The sequence below is a fragment of the Leptodesmis sp. genome, from assembly GCF_052746595.1.
Genome location: NZ_JBRAGO010000036.1, coordinates 25,387 through 40,182, shown reverse-complemented (window position 1 = coordinate 40,182; position 14,796 = coordinate 25,387). Strand labels below are relative to the sequence as shown.

Genomic DNA, 14,796 nt, shown 5'->3' with positions numbered 1-14,796 from the left:
CTTAACCCCCACCTGCTACGCGAGGATGGGGGAGTGCAGGCTGATTTCGTTCAATCAACTGCACCTGAAATACATCTGCAAAGGCGATCGCTACCTGTTGCCGCACCTGACTCATCTGAATTTCCGGAACAAACTGCGTCAGGCTACCAACGGGTCGATCGCTGATCCCACAGGGCACGATCTCCTGAAAGCCACTCAAGTCCGGGCAGACATTGAGAGCGAATCCGTGCATGGTAATCCAGCGGCTGACCTTAATGCCGATCGCGGCCACCTTATACCCCTCTACCCAGACGCCAGTTAAGCCTGAAATGCGAGTTCCCTCCAGGTGATACTCGGCCAAAACGCGAATGATCACTTCCTCTAACTGGCGCAGATACCAGTGCAGGTCTTTCTGATAGTGAAGCAAGTTTAAGATAGGATAGCCCACCAGTTGGCCGGGACAATGATAAGTGACTTCGCCACCCCGCTCAATTCGCACCACTTCCACTGGTGAGCAAGCTGGGTCAAACTTGAGAAACCGGGTATCGGAGCCCTGGCCCAAGGTGTAGACTGGCGGGTGTTCCAATAACAACAACGTATCTTCTAATGTGGGATCGAGTTTGCGTCTTGCGACGTGCGATCGTTGCCATTCTAATGCTTCTTGATAAGGGACGACTCCAAAGTTGAGTACCTGGCAACGACGATACCCTGAAAAGCTTAAAAAAGAATTAAAATCTTGCACAGACCGATTGGCAAAATCACCCATTTCAAGAGTATGCAGCAAAAGAGAATGAGGAATTGCTGAACTATCAATTTTTTCAGAGTAAATTTAGCCCCAATTATTTAAAGTCCTGCAAAATGCCCGAAGAATCAAGGGGGATCAGACGGAAATTTGGCTGAATTTGCCCTTTCTCAAATCAAGAATTATCAAGCCATGCAAAACATTTTAAAGGGGTCTGTTTGTCACAATACAAAGTGCTAGGGTGAAGTTAAGACCCGATGAGGGTAAAGTTAAACCCGTTTTTAGGGGAGGAAGCTCCATGAAGCTTGTAATTCAGGGCAAAAATATTGAAATTACCGATGCAATTCGTGAATATGTCAATCAAAAAATTGAGAAGGCGGTGAGCCACTTTCAAAACCTGATTACAGAAGTTGATGTGCATCTGTCCGTCGTCCGGAACCCCCGCGTGAACTCCCGACAAATTGCCGAAGTGACGATGTATTTAAATGGTGCTGTTGTTCGAGCCGAGGAAGGTAGCGAGAACCTGTACGCCAGTATTGATCTGGTTGCGGATAAGATTTCTCGCCAACTGCGCAAGTACAAGGAGAAACGGTCTGCCAAACACACTCCCACAAAAATGGCTGAAGCTCTTAGTGATCAACCTGTTGTTACGGATCTATTGCAAGATCGTACCCCAGAGTTACCTGCTCAGGTTGTTCGCACCAAGTACTTTGCTATGCCCCCGATGTCAGTACAGGAAGCCCTGGAACATCTGGAATTGGTCGATCACGACTTCTATGTGTTCCGCAATGCTGAAACCGGGGAAATCAACGTTGTGTATGAACGGAATCACGGTGGCTATGGCGTAATTCAGCCCCGGAATGGCAATGGTCATACCAATGCCAAAAATGGCAAGATGGCTCATGCTCCCACGGAGGTTCCCTCAACTCCGGGCTAACTTAGGCTTCTGAGAATTGAACTGGCCTCTGTGTCTATATTTTCCTGATTACTTGGATAGCCCCAATGACGATCAAGACTTGTGATGCTCGTCGCTGGGGCTTTTTGATAGCTTTTGCGGAAAAGCTGGGATTTAATCCGACTTCAACCACGACTGCGTACATCGCTCGGCAACTAGTTCCGGCGCCTTCAAGATTGACTCGTTGGGCATGAGTCCCCGCATCTCCTTTTTCCCTGTCCTGATCAATTGCGGTGATTGTTGTTGTAACGGATTCGCGCTCCCGCCCACTGGAGTTTTTCTTGTAAGGTTTGATAGTAAGAATAGTTTTCCCGCAGAATAATGAACTGGGCCTGACACTCGGCCATGCGGATATCTACCCGCTGTCCTGGCCAAATTGCTGTCGCCAGTACCCCATCCATCCACAGTTTGGTGGTCAGTTCCCGATCAGCCAGTGGCCAGATGCTAACGACAGAACCGGAGGGAATTACAATTGGGCGACTGGAAAGACTCAAGGGACAAATGGGGGTAATGGCGATCGCATCCATGCCGGGATGGATGATTGGCCCGTTTGCAGCGACAGTATAGCAGGTAGAACCTGTGGGCGTTGCGACTAATAACCCGTCGCCCTGATATTGATCGACTACTTCGCCATCAATTTCCATTTCCAGGATAGAAGTCAACATGCGATCAGCCGAGCCAGGTTTGACACACATTTCGTTCAGTGCCAGGTAGCGATCGCTCATGGGCTCCAGGTTGGTGCGATTTCCTTCAAACAGCGCCGCTTGCAGCATCATGCGTCGTTGTACGGCATATCGGTCTTCCAGCAACCGATCCCAGACCTGCTCCGAATTTGTGAAGGTTTCCAGCGGTTCCGTGAGAAAGCCCAAATGTCCGCCTGCATTTACCGCCAGGATGGGAATGTGAGCCTCAGATAAGTGACGGGCAGCAGTCAGCGCGGCTCCATCTCCACCCAGCACAACTGCCAGATCGATCGACTGACTGACAGAGGCCAGGAACACCGGGTAGGGGTTATCTTTTACCCCCGTTGGTCCCATCAGGACTCGGCAGCCACGTTTCTGCAACTGTTGAGCGCATTGCTCGGCCCAACGCTTGCTGATCAGATCATCTGCCTTGTGGGCAATAATGACTTGCTTCAGTTGCACACTCTAAAGATGATGAATGGATAGTTGTTAGTAGCCTAGCAACTAACAACTATCCACGCCTAAAAAAGTCATTCGCCATCTCTCATCTGTGAATAGCAGATGAAAAAAAGACAAAGGACGACCTCGCCCTAACTACCACTTGAGCAAATTGAATTGCTCCATATCCACAGTGTCCCGATTCCGGTAAATTGCCAGAACAATCGCCAACCCAACGGCAGCTTCTGCAGCTGCGATCGCAATTACAAATACGGTGAACACCTGACCTTTGATGTCTTTAGGGTCTAAGTAGTTCGAGAACGCCATCAGGTTCAAGTTCACGGCATTCAACATCAATTCCACAGACATCAAAACTCGCACGGCATTGCGGCTATTAATCAGCCCATAAACGCCAATACAGAAGAGAGCGGCTGCCAGGATGAGAAAATACTGAAGTTGCATGAGTTTTAACTGCGGGTAATGGCTAAATTGGTGAAGAAATAACTAACTAGGTAGGAGTGTTTCCTGACCCACTGGAAACTAGTTCACGAGGACGCTCTGGCAGAGTCAACAATGGCTGTTCTGCTTCAGCAGCAAATTCCTCAGGAATAAACTCCCGACGTGCCAGAATCACAGCACCAACTAGAGCCATCAGCAACAGAACTGACGCAATTTCAAACGGCAATAGGAAATCGCTGAAGAAATGTTTACCAATCACCACAATTGCTTCATTCCCGGCTGCTGCCACTGTTGAAATATGCCAGGGAGTACTCAGAACCATGGTGGCTAAGAGGGCAAACAAACCGGTACAGACGATCGCCGTCGCCGCCTTACGAATCCAGGAATTTGGTAAGGGGACAAAGTCCTGTCGCTTATTCACCAGCATGATCGCAAATAGGATCAGCACGTTCACCGCACCGACATAGATCAACACCTGAGCTGTGGCAACAAAATCAGCATTCAGCAACAAATACAGTCCGGCAATACTGACAAAGGTTCCGCCTAGAAGAAAGGCTGAGTAAACGACATTATTTAATGAAACAACACCTAATGCCGCGCCTAGCACGCTGAGAGACAGCAAAGCAAATGATACAGTCTGAACCCCTTCCGCTAAGTTCACAGTTCCTAAGTCTCCATAGTTTCAAAAGGCATGGGTGAAGAGTTAAAAGTAAAGAATGAAAGGAATGAAGATCTGCTCTTTATTAAGTTCTTCACTTCTCACTCTTCACTGTTCACTCCAACTAATTTTTGGCTTCTTGCTCCAAAATTTCCTCTGGACGTGACCCAGCACGCTGAGCATCAGCAGGGAGATCGTGGGGATCGAGCACGCCTTTGGGTAGGTAAGCTAGTTCTCGAAGGGGAGTCACCATGGGATCATTGGTGACTTTGTAAGGAAGACGGCCCAGCGCTACGTTATCAAAGTTCAACTCGTGGCGATCGTAGGTAGACAGTTCGTATTCTTCCGTCATTGACAGACAATTGGTGGGACAGAACTCCACGCAGTTGCCGCAGAAGATACAGACTCCAAAATCGATGCTATAGTGCTTGAGTTGTTTTTTCTTGGTTGCAGTATTAAATTCCCAATCCACGACAGGCAAATTGATCGGGCAGACCCGGACGCATACTTCACAGGAAATGCATTTGTCAAACTCGAAGTGAATCCGTCCTCGGAACCGCTCGGATGGAATCAGTTTTTCGTAGGGATATTGCACAGTTACGGGGCGACGTTGCATGTGGTCGAAGGTAACGGACAGCCCTTGGCCAATATACTTGGCCGCCTGCACTGTCTCCTTGGCATAATCACCGACCTGCTTGAGAAATTTCAGCATAAGCCTTTTCCGGAGTTGAAAGTTGAGAAGGATTAGCCACCGAAAGCGACTGGGAAAGCAATTTTGAGAGCTGCTGTCAACAACAGGTTAACCAAAGAAATGGGCAGAAGGAACTTCCAGCCTAAGTCTAACAATTGGTCAATTCGCACGCGGGGAACTGTCCAGCGCATTAACACAGCCAGGAAGACCAGGAAGTAAGCTTTCAGCAACGTCATTGTAATTCCCAGAGACGCATCAATAATTTCCAGCCAGGAACTGGTTTCACTCACTCCTAGCAAGTTAGCCAGCAGAGAAATTGGCAATGGCGACTCCCATCCACCCAGGTAAAGCACTGAGACTAGCAGTGCCGACAGTACCAGATTGACGTAAGACCCTAAGTAGAAGAGCGCGAACTTCATCCCGGAGTATTCGGTTTGATATCCTGCCACTAATTCTTCTTCTGCCTCTGGCAAGTCGAAGGGAATTCGCTCACACTCAGCTAGGGCGGCAATCCAGAAGATGACAAAGCCGACAGGTTGCCGCCAGACATTCCAGCCCAAAATGCCATAGCCGGATTGCTGATTCACAATCTCGATCGTGCTTAGAGAATTAGACATCATCGCCACGGCCAACACTGCCAGAGCCAGCGGAATTTCATAGCTGATCGACTGAGCAGCAGCCCGCAAGCCACCGAGTAGAGAGTATTTATTGTTAGAAGCATAACCAGACATCAGCAACCCAATGGGAACCACGCTGGATAGGGCAATCCACAGGAATACACCCATGCCAACATCAGTTACCACCAGATTCTGCCCAAACGGAACAATCAGGTAAGACAGAAAGACCGGAATCACCACAATCACTGGCCCCAGGGTGAATAACAGGGGGTCAGCCTTAGCAGGCACCGTATCTTCTTTAAAGATGAGCTTTAACCCATCGGCAACAGGGGCTAAAACACCCAAAGGCCCAATGTATTCTGGACCAATTCGTTGTTGTGCAGCCGCTGAGATCTTGCGTTCCAGCCAGACCGTGACCAGAACTCCAACCGTTGCGCCAATAATCATCAGAAGCATGGGCAACGGCATCCAGATGGCCTTCGCTGCACCTGCGGGTAATCCCAATTCGGTCAGGGACTGAATAAATGTTTGCTGTAAGTCAATTCCTTGATCCATGTTATTCCCAGGGCACTTGCGTCCTCAAGTATACACCTTAGTAAAAGTTCACAGGATTTAATCAAGTAATGAGAGATATAGAGCAATTACAATTCGCTGTTAAATTCTGATAGGAAAATAGCAATAGCAAAGGAAAGCGATCTCCTTAATTTCTCCCCCGTTATTATCCTACTGTTCGAGTTCTTTTTTCTGGAGGCCTGAGGCTTTTGTGTGCTTCTAAAGAAAGAAACCCCCAGGGCAAAGCTGTCTGAGGGTTGGAGTTCCTGAAAATCTTCACTCTAATCATGCTGACAAGCCCCTGACTAAACGGCAAGAGGGCTGTCACCCATCACCTGCTGGATCCTTAACGTTTTTCCATGGGAATATAGGGATTCCCGTGGGTGCCTGTGTAGATCTGGGTTGGACGGAAGATCCGGTTTTCCTCCAGTTGCTCTTTCCAGTGGGCCAGCCACCCAGCCGTCCGAGAAATGGCAAAGACAGGAGTAAATAGATCTGTGGGAATGCCGAGTTTTCGATATACCAGGCCAGAATAAAAATCGACGTTGGCGTAAATGCCTTTGTGGCCTAGTTTTTCCTGAACCACCCGCTCCAGTTCTACTGCGATGTCGTAGAATTTATCTTCACCGTATTTTTCAAACAGTTGCTCGGCCAACTGCTGCAGAATCGTGGCACGCGGATCTTTGACTTTGTAAACTCGGTGTCCAAAGCCCATAATTTTGGCTTTCTTCTCAATACAATGCTCAACGTAGGGTCGAACATTTTCGATCGTTCCAATTTCGTCTTCCAGCATCGTAATCACTTCTTCATTGGCTCCTCCATGCAAGGGCCCTGCCAGCGTGCCAACGGCTGAGGCGACTACGGCATAAGGATCAGTCAGAGTGGAAGCCGTCACTAGGGCTGAGAAAGTAGATGCATTAATGGTGTGTTCTGCGTGTAGTGTCAGGCACACATCGAAAACGTGAGCCGCAAACGGATCCGGTTCTGTCTCCGTCAGCATATATAGAAAATTGGCGGAATAGTCTAGGTCATCGCGGGGCTGGATGGGGTCGTTGCCTTTCCGCATCAGTTGAAATGCTGCTACTATTGTGGGGATTTTGGCCAACAATCGGACAACAGCAGCCCGAATGTAAGCCGGATCGTCCAGAGCGCGACGGGAGTAAAACAGCCCTAGTGCGGCAGCGCAGGCTTGCAGAGCATCCATTGGATGTCCGCCTTCGGGAAAGCATTTCATCATGTCCCGGATCCTGTATTTCAATCGTCGATGGTGGCAGATCTCGTACTCAAATTGTTCAAGTTCTTCCTTTTTGGGGAGTTCGCCCCAAATTAACAGGTAGGAAGTTTCAAGGAAAGTACTCTTTTTAGCCAGCTCTTCGACGGAAATGCCACGATACTCGAGGAGACCCCGCTGTCCATCGACAAAACTGATGCTGGATTGAGTTGCAGGAATGCCTTCTAAACCCGCCCGATATTCGCAAACTGTCATGGTTCTTACCGAAACTGCTCTCGAAGAATGTCAACCAAGCTATCTTGAAAGAGATTGATCAATCTGTATCTTTAGATCATAAATCTCTAACCACAGGATCCAGGCAAAACCTCCTTACTGTCTTCAGATTCTGTCCCTGAAATTGCTTTCTTTTGTGAAGAAAGCCTGCTTGCCGGATGTAGATTGGAGGTTTCCAGGGCGGTTTCAGGAAAGAGATTGTCGCCTTTGTGAAATATGGTTACTATTTAGCTAGAAGGATTTTTAAATCTAAAGGATTCTCATTGTTCACAATTTTCAGTCAGCGAATTTCTCTTTGGTATCGGCACATTGCCAGGAGGAGAAGCGCGTGGCTGATTGTTCTTTTTTCTTAGGTGTTTTATGACCCAACAGCGCGTTCGTCGGCGATCGCAGTCCACTCCCAGTTCCAAGTCAAATTCTCAATCTGCCAAAACTCGGCGAAATTCTGAAGCTACCCATCGGGAACGACGCAATCCAGCCTGGTCTGAGCTTCGCAACCAGGATTCTTCTAGCTCTACTGCCACCTTTCTCACGAATTTAATTGAGCAAGACGCACCCTTAAAAACCCACAGCACATTAGTTCTGATGTATGGGCCATTTCAGGCAGAGATGGCAGCCGAGAATGGGCAGGGAGTAGCCTCCTGGTTACGAGATTGTGTGCATAAACATGGATTACCCAGTCTGGTTCGCTTTGATTATCGCCATCGGGCACAGGTCTTTCGCCGCGACCAATTCCAGCCCTGGTTAGAGCCATTTCTGAGCAAAAATGCCAGTTAGCAGTCGGTTTTGAGTTTTAAGGTTTAAGTTTTGAGTTGAGCAATTGTCTTGCATCTCAAGATTCAGAAGTTTGATGTGATCTTCTGTTTTACTTGCCAATGCAAAATCGGCTGAAGACCTGATCTAATATCGATTCGGTGGCTTCTTCACCGAGAATCTGGCCGAGGGATTGAATGGCACTCCGTAAATCGATTGTCCAGAAGTCCAGCGGCAGTTGGTTGGCGATCGTCCTTTGCACCTGTTGTAGGGATTGTTGAGCTTGGCTCAGGGCTGCTGCCTGCCGTTGATTAATCGCCAGATCCAGATTCGCAGCCTGCAACTTCCCTGCTTGTACGGTGTCCAGGATAGCGGCTTCTAAAGCATCAATGCCCTGGTTGAGAGCGGCAGCAGTGGAAACAGTAAGAGGAATTTTGAGTTTTAAATTTTGAATGTTGAATTGATCTGTTGTTTCTGCAGTTACCAGATCGATTTTGTTGACGACCAGAATCAGGGGGCGATCGCGAACCTGATCGTAGATGTCCTGGTCAGCAGGAGTCCAACCAGCTTGGGCATCGATGGTGAGCAGGATGAGGTCGGCGGTTTGGGCAGCGAGACGCGATCGCTCGACCCCGATTTTTTCCACCTGATCGGCAGTTTCCCGAATGCCAGCGGTATCCAGTACTTGAATGGGAATGCCACCGACCACTAGATGAGATTCCACGACATCGCGGGTGGTGCCGGGAAGGTCGGTGACAATGGCGCGATCGCTACGGCTCCAGGCATTCAGCAGACTAGATTTGCCGACGTTCGGACGACCGACGATTGCAACTTTTAATCCGGTGCGCAGTAATTCGCCGCGATCTGCTGTAGCCAGAATTTGGTTAACTTCCTCTAAGACTGTTTGCAGTTGGCGGGTGATATCTGCTTCATCTAAGGGCGGCAAATCTTCTTCAAAATCAATTCGGGCTTCAATTTCGGCCAGGATGTTAATACAGGTGGAACGGAGGTGGCGGATTGGTTGAGCCAATTTGCCCTGTAATCCTGCTAACGCAAATTGAGCAGCCTGGGGCGATCGAGCACTGACTAAGTCGGCAATACTTTCAGCCTGAGTTAAATCCAAGCGTCCATTGAGAAAGGCACGCAGACTAAATTCGCCCGGTTGCGCCAATCGCGCTCCGGCTGCAATACATAGCTGCAGAACTTGCTGGACAGGCATAATGCCGCCGTGACAGTGAAATTCCACCACATCTTCCCGGGTGTAGGAACGGGGAGCCAGCATCAGCAAGAGCAGGGCTTCATCGATGACCTGCCGGGTTTCAGGATGGCGAATGGTGCCGTAGAGGATGCGATGACTTTCCCAGGGTTGCCGACCGGGCGCATGAAATAACTGGCGGGCGATCGCAACCGCTTCCGGGCCGGAAACTCGCACAATGCCCACACTCCCCTGCTCTGGCACGATGGCGGTAGCGATCGCGGCGATCGTATCAGTTGAAAGTGTCATTATCCGGGAGAAAGCTCTGGGTTAGCACTTTTCAGTGTAGTTCCCGGTAAGGTAGGCGATACACTGCCTGAGTTATTGCCATAGGAGTCGGTAGTGCCCAAGCCTTTTACCTGATGCATCAGACTGGCCATCTCTAGCGCACTCATAGCATAGCTCCAACCCAAATTGCTTTTAATTCCGGCTCGTTCCAATGCCTGTTGCATCGTGTCTGTGGTGACAATACCAAAAATGACAGGCACCCCGGTTTGAAAGCCAGCCGCTGCAATGCCCTTGGACACTTCAGCCGCCACATAATCAAAGTGGGGCGTTTGTCCTCGGATGACGGCACCTAAGCAAATAATGGCGTTGTAGCGCCCTGAGAGGGCCAGTTGACGAGCGACGATCGGTACTTCAAAGCTGCCAGGAACCCAGACGTAATCTACCTGATTGCCTTCGGGATTGATATCCACTCCGTGGCGTTTGAGGCAATCCTGGCACCCTTCCAGGAGTTTGCCGACGACCAAATCGTTGAAGCGGCCAATCACGATCGCAAACCGGAACGACTCCGTTTGAGTAAAGGTGCCTTCAAAAACTGCCATAGTCGCCTCAACAATAGTCGTCTCGAAACAATAATCCCGCGATCCTGAGATTATAGGACTCACGGGATTGGAATGATCTTATCAAGTGTATCTAATTCAACCTTGTCCAAGTCCAGAACAGTTGCTGCTTTTCAGAAAAATTCCCAGTTCGCCAGTCGGACTTTGGTGACACTGCTCAGAGTAAGTGATTGACTTAAACAACCAGATAATTCAATAAACCAACCACAATTACGAGGAGGACCCAAACCCCGGATCCCAGGAAGATGAAGCGTCGCGATTGATCCCAGTTCTGAGGAGTTGCCAGAGCCACAGGGGTTCCCACAACTAGCACAAAAGATAAAATCACCAGGGCGGCTAAGGCTAGCTGAAATAAGATAGTCATGTTCGCGTCTCCCGTTAGAGCAATAAACTTAGGCAAGTAGGGTTAACCATAAACCTATCAGAAAATCGATCCCATTTTGGATTTTGGATTTTGGATTTTGGACTAATGAGATGACGAGATAACGATGATGGGGGAGTAGGTGGGATGCTATTGACTATCTGCTGTCTACTATCCACGATTTACTATCCACGCTTGCCCAATCCAAACTCCAAAATCGTAAATCCAGAATCATCCTCCCTTTCCTGTTTCCTGCTTGTCTATGGATCTGATCCTCTGCCACACGACTGCTGATTTCGATACCCTGGGGGCCGCGGTTGGGCTGGCCCGCCTGCATCCGGGGGCCAGAATTGTGCTGACTGGGGGTGGGCATCCGGCGGTGCGGGAGTTTTTGGCCTTGCATCGGGATGAGTATCCGCTGATTGAACGCCGATCTGTGAATCCCGAAAAAGTGCGATCGCTGATCGTTGTGGATACCCAACTGCGATCGCGCTTGGGAAAAGGCGCGGAATGGTTGGATCTGCCCCAGGTAGAAGTTGAGATTTATGATCACCATACCGATGTGGACTCGGATATTGTGGCAAAGGTGCGGCATGTGGAGCCTGTGGGGGCCGTGACCACAATGGTGGTAGAAACATTGCAGGAGCAGGGGATAATTCCGACTCCAATCGAGGCGACAGTGATGGCGTTAGGGATCCATGTCGATACTGGGTCGCTCACCTTTGATCATTCCACGGCACGAGATGCCAGAGCGCTGGCCTGGCTAATGGAGCAGGGAGCTAGCCTACGAGTGATTGGAGAGTATACGGATCCGGGACTGCCTGCCGAACTGCAGCTGCTGCTGTCGGTAGCGTTGGATCGACTGCAGACCGAAACGGTTCAGGGGCATACGCTCGCCTGGGTATTACTAGATCTAGATGGCTTCACACCCGGACTGTCTGGTCTGACTTCTCGGCTGATGGAAGTAACGGATGTGGATGCTTTATTGCTGGCGGCTCAGTATACCCGTAAGCCGACCGAAGAGGAGGAGGATGGGTCGGTGAGTCTGATTGGCCGATCGCGGATTGAAGGTACCGATCTCAACGAATTATTCAAGCCGATTGGGGGCGGCGGCCACCCCCGTGCGGCAGCGGCTAACCTGCATCATGTGAAGGCAGAAGAGGTACTGGCAGATTTAGTCAGCCAGTTCAAAGCGCAAATTCCCCATCCTCCCACGGCGCGAGAACTGATGTCCTCTCCAGTGCGGACTATTCGCCCGGAAACCACGATTGATGAAGCCCAACGGATTCTGCTGAGATATGGTCACTCCGGTCTATCTGTGGTGGATGAAGCTGGAACATTGGTGGGCGTAATTTCCCGTCGGGATCTGGATATTGCCTTACATCATGGATTTAGCCATGCACCCGTGAAAGGCTACATGACCACTAATCTGAAGACGATCGCGCCAGAAACCCCTCTTCCTGATATTGAAGCCATTATGGTGACTTATGATGTTGGCCGTTTGCCTGTCCTTGATCAGGGGCAACTGATTGGCATTGTAACCCGCACGGATGTGTTGCGGCAGTTGCATAAAGACGGAGTAGGGAATGGCGATCGGGGCTTGGGGCTTGTTGGGGCTTGGGGCTTGGGGAAGACGGCTGCATCCCGACTGCCTACTCCCTACTTCCTACTCCCGCTCCTGCAACAGGCTCTTGTTCCTGACCAGTGGACGTTATTGACAAGGGCGGCTCAGGCTGCAGAGGCGCGGGGATGGCAACTTTTCCTGGTTGGTGGAGCGGTGCGGGATTTGTTGATGACGACGCTGAAAAATGGGGGAGCCAAGGCAGAGCAGCTGCTGATCGAAGATATTGATCTGGTGGTGGATGGCTTTCACCGGGCGGCAGATGTGGGAGCGGGGGTAGAACTGGCCCGAGCGCTCCAAGCTCTCTATCCCGAAGCACGATTGGAAGTGCATGGCAAATTTCAAACGGCAGCGCTGTTGTGGCATCACGATCCAGTATTCAAGTCCTTGTGGATTGATATTGCGACTGCTCGAACAGAGTTTTACCCCCATCCAGCGGCCAATCCGGAGGTCGAAGCCAGCTCCATTCAGCAAGACCTGTATCGACGGGATTTTACAATTAATGCTCTGGCAATTCGCCTGACTCCTCCCAGACATGGGGAGTTGCTGGACTTTTTTGGTGGTGTACTGGATTTACAATCCAAGCAGATCCGAGTCCTGCACGCGAATAGCTTCATTGAAGATCCGACACGTATCTTTCGGGCAGTACGGTTTGCTGTGCGGCTGCATTTTCAGATTGATGAGCAAACCGAAGGCTATATTCGCCATGCAATCGCCAGCGGCATCTATCGCCAAATTCACGATCAGACTGATTCCCAATTCCGTGCCCCCGCTCTGCAAACTCGCCTGAAAGCAGAACTAAAATACATTCTCCAGGCTCCCTACTGGAAAGCCGCTCTACATTATTTGGCTGACTTAGGTGCTCTGCAATGTATCCATCCCACTTTTGAACCGAATCCAGAATTATGGCGGCAACTGCGCCTCATCGAGCGCTGGCTGAAATGGCAAAATCAGCAACAACACTTCGAGTTCAAAATTCAAAATTCAAAATTCAAAATTCAGAATCCCGACTGGTTGTTACTGCTAGAGACCCTTCTGGCTCACGTAGATCCCCAATATCGCGGCACGATCGCAGAAAATATGCAGCTTCCCGCTGACAGCATTAAACGATTGAGTCAACTGGCAACAGTGCAGGAGAAACTGTCCCAAAAGCTGCCTACCTGCACTCGGCCCAGTCAGGTGGTGCAGTTGCTGCAGCCCTATGATCTGCCGATGTTGGTGCTGCTGGCGATTCGTAGCGATCGCCCCACCCGTCGCCAGATCTGGCGATACCTGATGGACTGGTCACTGGTGCAGGCTCCTTTTAATGGGCAGGATTTGAAAGCGTTGGGCTATCGACCGGGACCGCAATTTAAGGAGATTTTGGAGGCTCTAACGGCGGCTACAGTGGATGGTCAGATTCGCGATCGGGTGGAGGCAGAAACATTTTTGCAACAAAAATATCCTCTCTAGAAGTCGGATTTCCCTGGTGCCAGCTAGAAGTATTCAGCGGTTAAAACTGCGACTACACCGACAAAGTATGCTGATGCAGACTCAATAAAATCAAGGTTTCCAGCAACCTGCGTCGGCAGGCTTTCTCTGTATGGCCGCGACTTCAGTCGCTAGGGTGACTGAGGGGGAGAAACCCGACTTCTGGAGAAATTTTAATGGTGCTTCTGAATTTTCAGATGCCATATTCTTTCCAGCATGAGAATTTGGGAGCGGAGGAGACGACTGCGATAGTTGTGATAACCGGAAATCGCAAGCACCAGCAGGACTGGAAATGTCACTATCAAACTGGCCAACTCCAGATCCACTGAGCTTAACTGGTTAGGATTGGTACTAGCATTCAATTGCACCGCACTGGTTTGTAAGTTTGACTGTAAGTTAGCTATGCAGGGAGAAAAATATTATTCATCTTACACCCCCCTAACACTTGCAAAGTGGGTGAAGGCAACAGCTGCAAGATCTGGTAGGACAGGGAGGATTGTCATCAGTTACATAGCGAGGGTCTCCTATCAAGCGATCGTTGGTAGCTGTACTTCCTCCAGAACTTGTCGTATTAGTAGTTGCAGCACTGCTTCGCAACAGGAAATTATCTAAGGCTCCAAAGGCTGGATTGCTCCCTGCGGCAAAATCAATATCAATGTGGGTGACTCCGATCCAATTTAAGCTCAGGGTTTGCAGTTGCTTACTAGAGGTGACAAAGCTAGTCACTTGGGCCGTCCCGTCGGTGAAGTATCCAGTCACTGTGGCATTAACCATATCGCCATAAACACTGCTGGCATAGTCAAAGGAAAGGACATCAAAACTGCCGCCTCCCGTTTTTGTTACGCGAATCCCATGGCCCCAGTTGTTCGGATGTAACACATTGCTTTGGAATCCATTGCTAGTACCGTAAATCTGCAAGGGATCGGCAGGCAACATATCGGTAAAGGTATAACCACTGGCATCCTGATAGGCACTATTGCCATAACTTCCTGCATTGAGATTGTCAAAGGTGATTAATGCCAGACTGGGGCCAGGATTTTCAGTCGTTGGCGCACCCCAAAACACAAAATTATCCAGGGCACCGAAGGCTGCATTGGTGCCAGCAGCAAAGTCAATATCGACCTGGGTTAAGTCCGTCCAATTCAAACTGAGGGTTTGAAGCTGTTTGCTAGAGGTGATGAAATTGGTGGTTTGGGTAGTTCCATTAGCCAAA

The 14,796-nt window shown here is 49.7% G+C and carries 14 protein-coding genes; 3 read left to right on the top strand and 11 right to left on the bottom strand.

What is annotated here, in order from left to right:
* Position 1: 1 nt before the first annotated feature.
* Positions 2 to 763: a lipoyl(octanoyl) transferase LipB gene (gene lipB / locus ACUVQO_RS10120; protein WP_445925756.1), complete on the bottom strand. Its 762-nt coding sequence runs from the start codon at positions 761 to 763 to the stop codon at positions 2 to 4.
* Between the two features lie 256 nt (positions 764 to 1,019).
* On the opposite strand from lipB, the gene hpf reads away from it, so the two are divergent.
* Positions 1,020 to 1,658: a ribosome hibernation-promoting factor, HPF/YfiA family gene (gene hpf / locus ACUVQO_RS10115; protein WP_445925755.1), complete on the top strand. Its 639-nt coding sequence runs from the start codon at positions 1,020 to 1,022 to the stop codon at positions 1,656 to 1,658.
* 242 nt (positions 1,659 to 1,900) lie between these two features.
* On the opposite strand, the gene ACUVQO_RS10110 is transcribed toward hpf, so the two are convergent.
* From ACUVQO_RS10110 to ACUVQO_RS10085, 6 genes are all read right to left on the bottom strand, one after another.
* Entirely contained in the window at positions 1,901 to 2,821 is a 921-nt protein-coding gene (locus tag ACUVQO_RS10110) for an NAD(+) kinase (RefSeq protein WP_445925754.1), read from the bottom strand.
* Positions 2,822 to 2,953: 132 nt separating this feature from the next.
* Positions 2,954 to 3,259: an NADH-quinone oxidoreductase subunit NuoK gene (gene nuoK, locus ACUVQO_RS10105; RefSeq protein ID WP_233744316.1), complete on the bottom strand. Its 306-nt coding sequence runs from the start codon at positions 3,257 to 3,259 to the stop codon at positions 2,954 to 2,956.
* Positions 3,260 to 3,305: 46 nt separating this feature from the next.
* The gene (locus ACUVQO_RS10100) at positions 3,306 to 3,917 is read right to left on the bottom strand and encodes an NADH-quinone oxidoreductase subunit J (protein ID WP_445925753.1); all 612 of its coding nucleotides are present in this window, start codon (positions 3,915 to 3,917) and stop codon (positions 3,306 to 3,308) included.
* Between the two features lie 121 nt (positions 3,918 to 4,038).
* A complete protein-coding gene (gene ndhI, locus ACUVQO_RS10095; protein WP_445925758.1) occupies positions 4,039 to 4,623 on the bottom strand; it encodes an NAD(P)H-quinone oxidoreductase subunit I in 585 nt (194 codons plus the stop codon).
* Between the two features lie 35 nt (positions 4,624 to 4,658).
* Complete coding sequence (nuoH, locus tag ACUVQO_RS10090; RefSeq protein WP_445925752.1) at positions 4,659 to 5,777, bottom strand: NADH-quinone oxidoreductase subunit NuoH; 1,119 nt, start codon at positions 5,775 to 5,777, stop codon at positions 4,659 to 4,661.
* 343 nt (positions 5,778 to 6,120) lie between these two features.
* Positions 6,121 to 7,260: a citrate synthase gene (locus tag ACUVQO_RS10085; protein ID WP_445925751.1), complete on the bottom strand. Its 1,140-nt coding sequence runs from the start codon at positions 7,258 to 7,260 to the stop codon at positions 6,121 to 6,123.
* 378 nt (positions 7,261 to 7,638) lie between these two features.
* On the opposite strand from ACUVQO_RS10085, the gene ACUVQO_RS10080 reads away from it, so the two are divergent.
* Positions 7,639 to 8,055: a hypothetical protein gene (locus tag ACUVQO_RS10080; RefSeq protein ID WP_445925750.1), complete on the top strand. Its 417-nt coding sequence runs from the start codon at positions 7,639 to 7,641 to the stop codon at positions 8,053 to 8,055.
* A gap of 88 nt (positions 8,056 to 8,143) precedes the next feature.
* On the opposite strand, the gene mnmE is transcribed toward ACUVQO_RS10080, so the two are convergent.
* From mnmE to psbZ, 3 genes are all read right to left on the bottom strand, one after another.
* The gene (gene mnmE / locus ACUVQO_RS10075) at positions 8,144 to 9,535 is read right to left on the bottom strand and encodes a tRNA uridine-5-carboxymethylaminomethyl(34) synthesis GTPase MnmE (RefSeq protein WP_445925749.1); all 1,392 of its coding nucleotides are present in this window, start codon (positions 9,533 to 9,535) and stop codon (positions 8,144 to 8,146) included.
* On the bottom strand, positions 9,535 to 10,113 hold the full coding sequence (gene ribH / locus ACUVQO_RS10070) for a 6,7-dimethyl-8-ribityllumazine synthase (protein WP_445925748.1): 579 nt from the start codon (positions 10,111 to 10,113) through the stop codon (positions 9,535 to 9,537). Before ribH ends, mnmE begins: the two co-directional genes overlap by 1 nt.
* A 193-nt stretch (positions 10,114 to 10,306) precedes the next feature.
* Positions 10,307 to 10,495: a photosystem II reaction center protein PsbZ gene (psbZ, locus tag ACUVQO_RS10065; protein ID WP_445925747.1), complete on the bottom strand. Its 189-nt coding sequence runs from the start codon at positions 10,493 to 10,495 to the stop codon at positions 10,307 to 10,309.
* Between the two features lie 259 nt (positions 10,496 to 10,754).
* Here psbZ and ACUVQO_RS10060 point away from each other — a divergent pair, with 259 nt between their 5' ends.
* Positions 10,755 to 13,565, top strand: coding sequence for a CBS domain-containing protein (locus tag ACUVQO_RS10060; protein WP_445925757.1), 2,811 nt, complete (start codon positions 10,755 to 10,757; stop codon positions 13,563 to 13,565).
* A gap of 456 nt (positions 13,566 to 14,021) precedes the next feature.
* Here ACUVQO_RS10060 and ACUVQO_RS10055 read toward each other — a convergent pair whose 3' ends face one another.
* Positions 14,022 to 14,795 (bottom strand): hypothetical protein, encoded by a 774-nt coding sequence (locus tag ACUVQO_RS10055; protein ID WP_445925746.1) that lies wholly within the window; start codon positions 14,793 to 14,795, stop codon positions 14,022 to 14,024.
* Position 14,796: the final 1 nt, after the last annotated feature.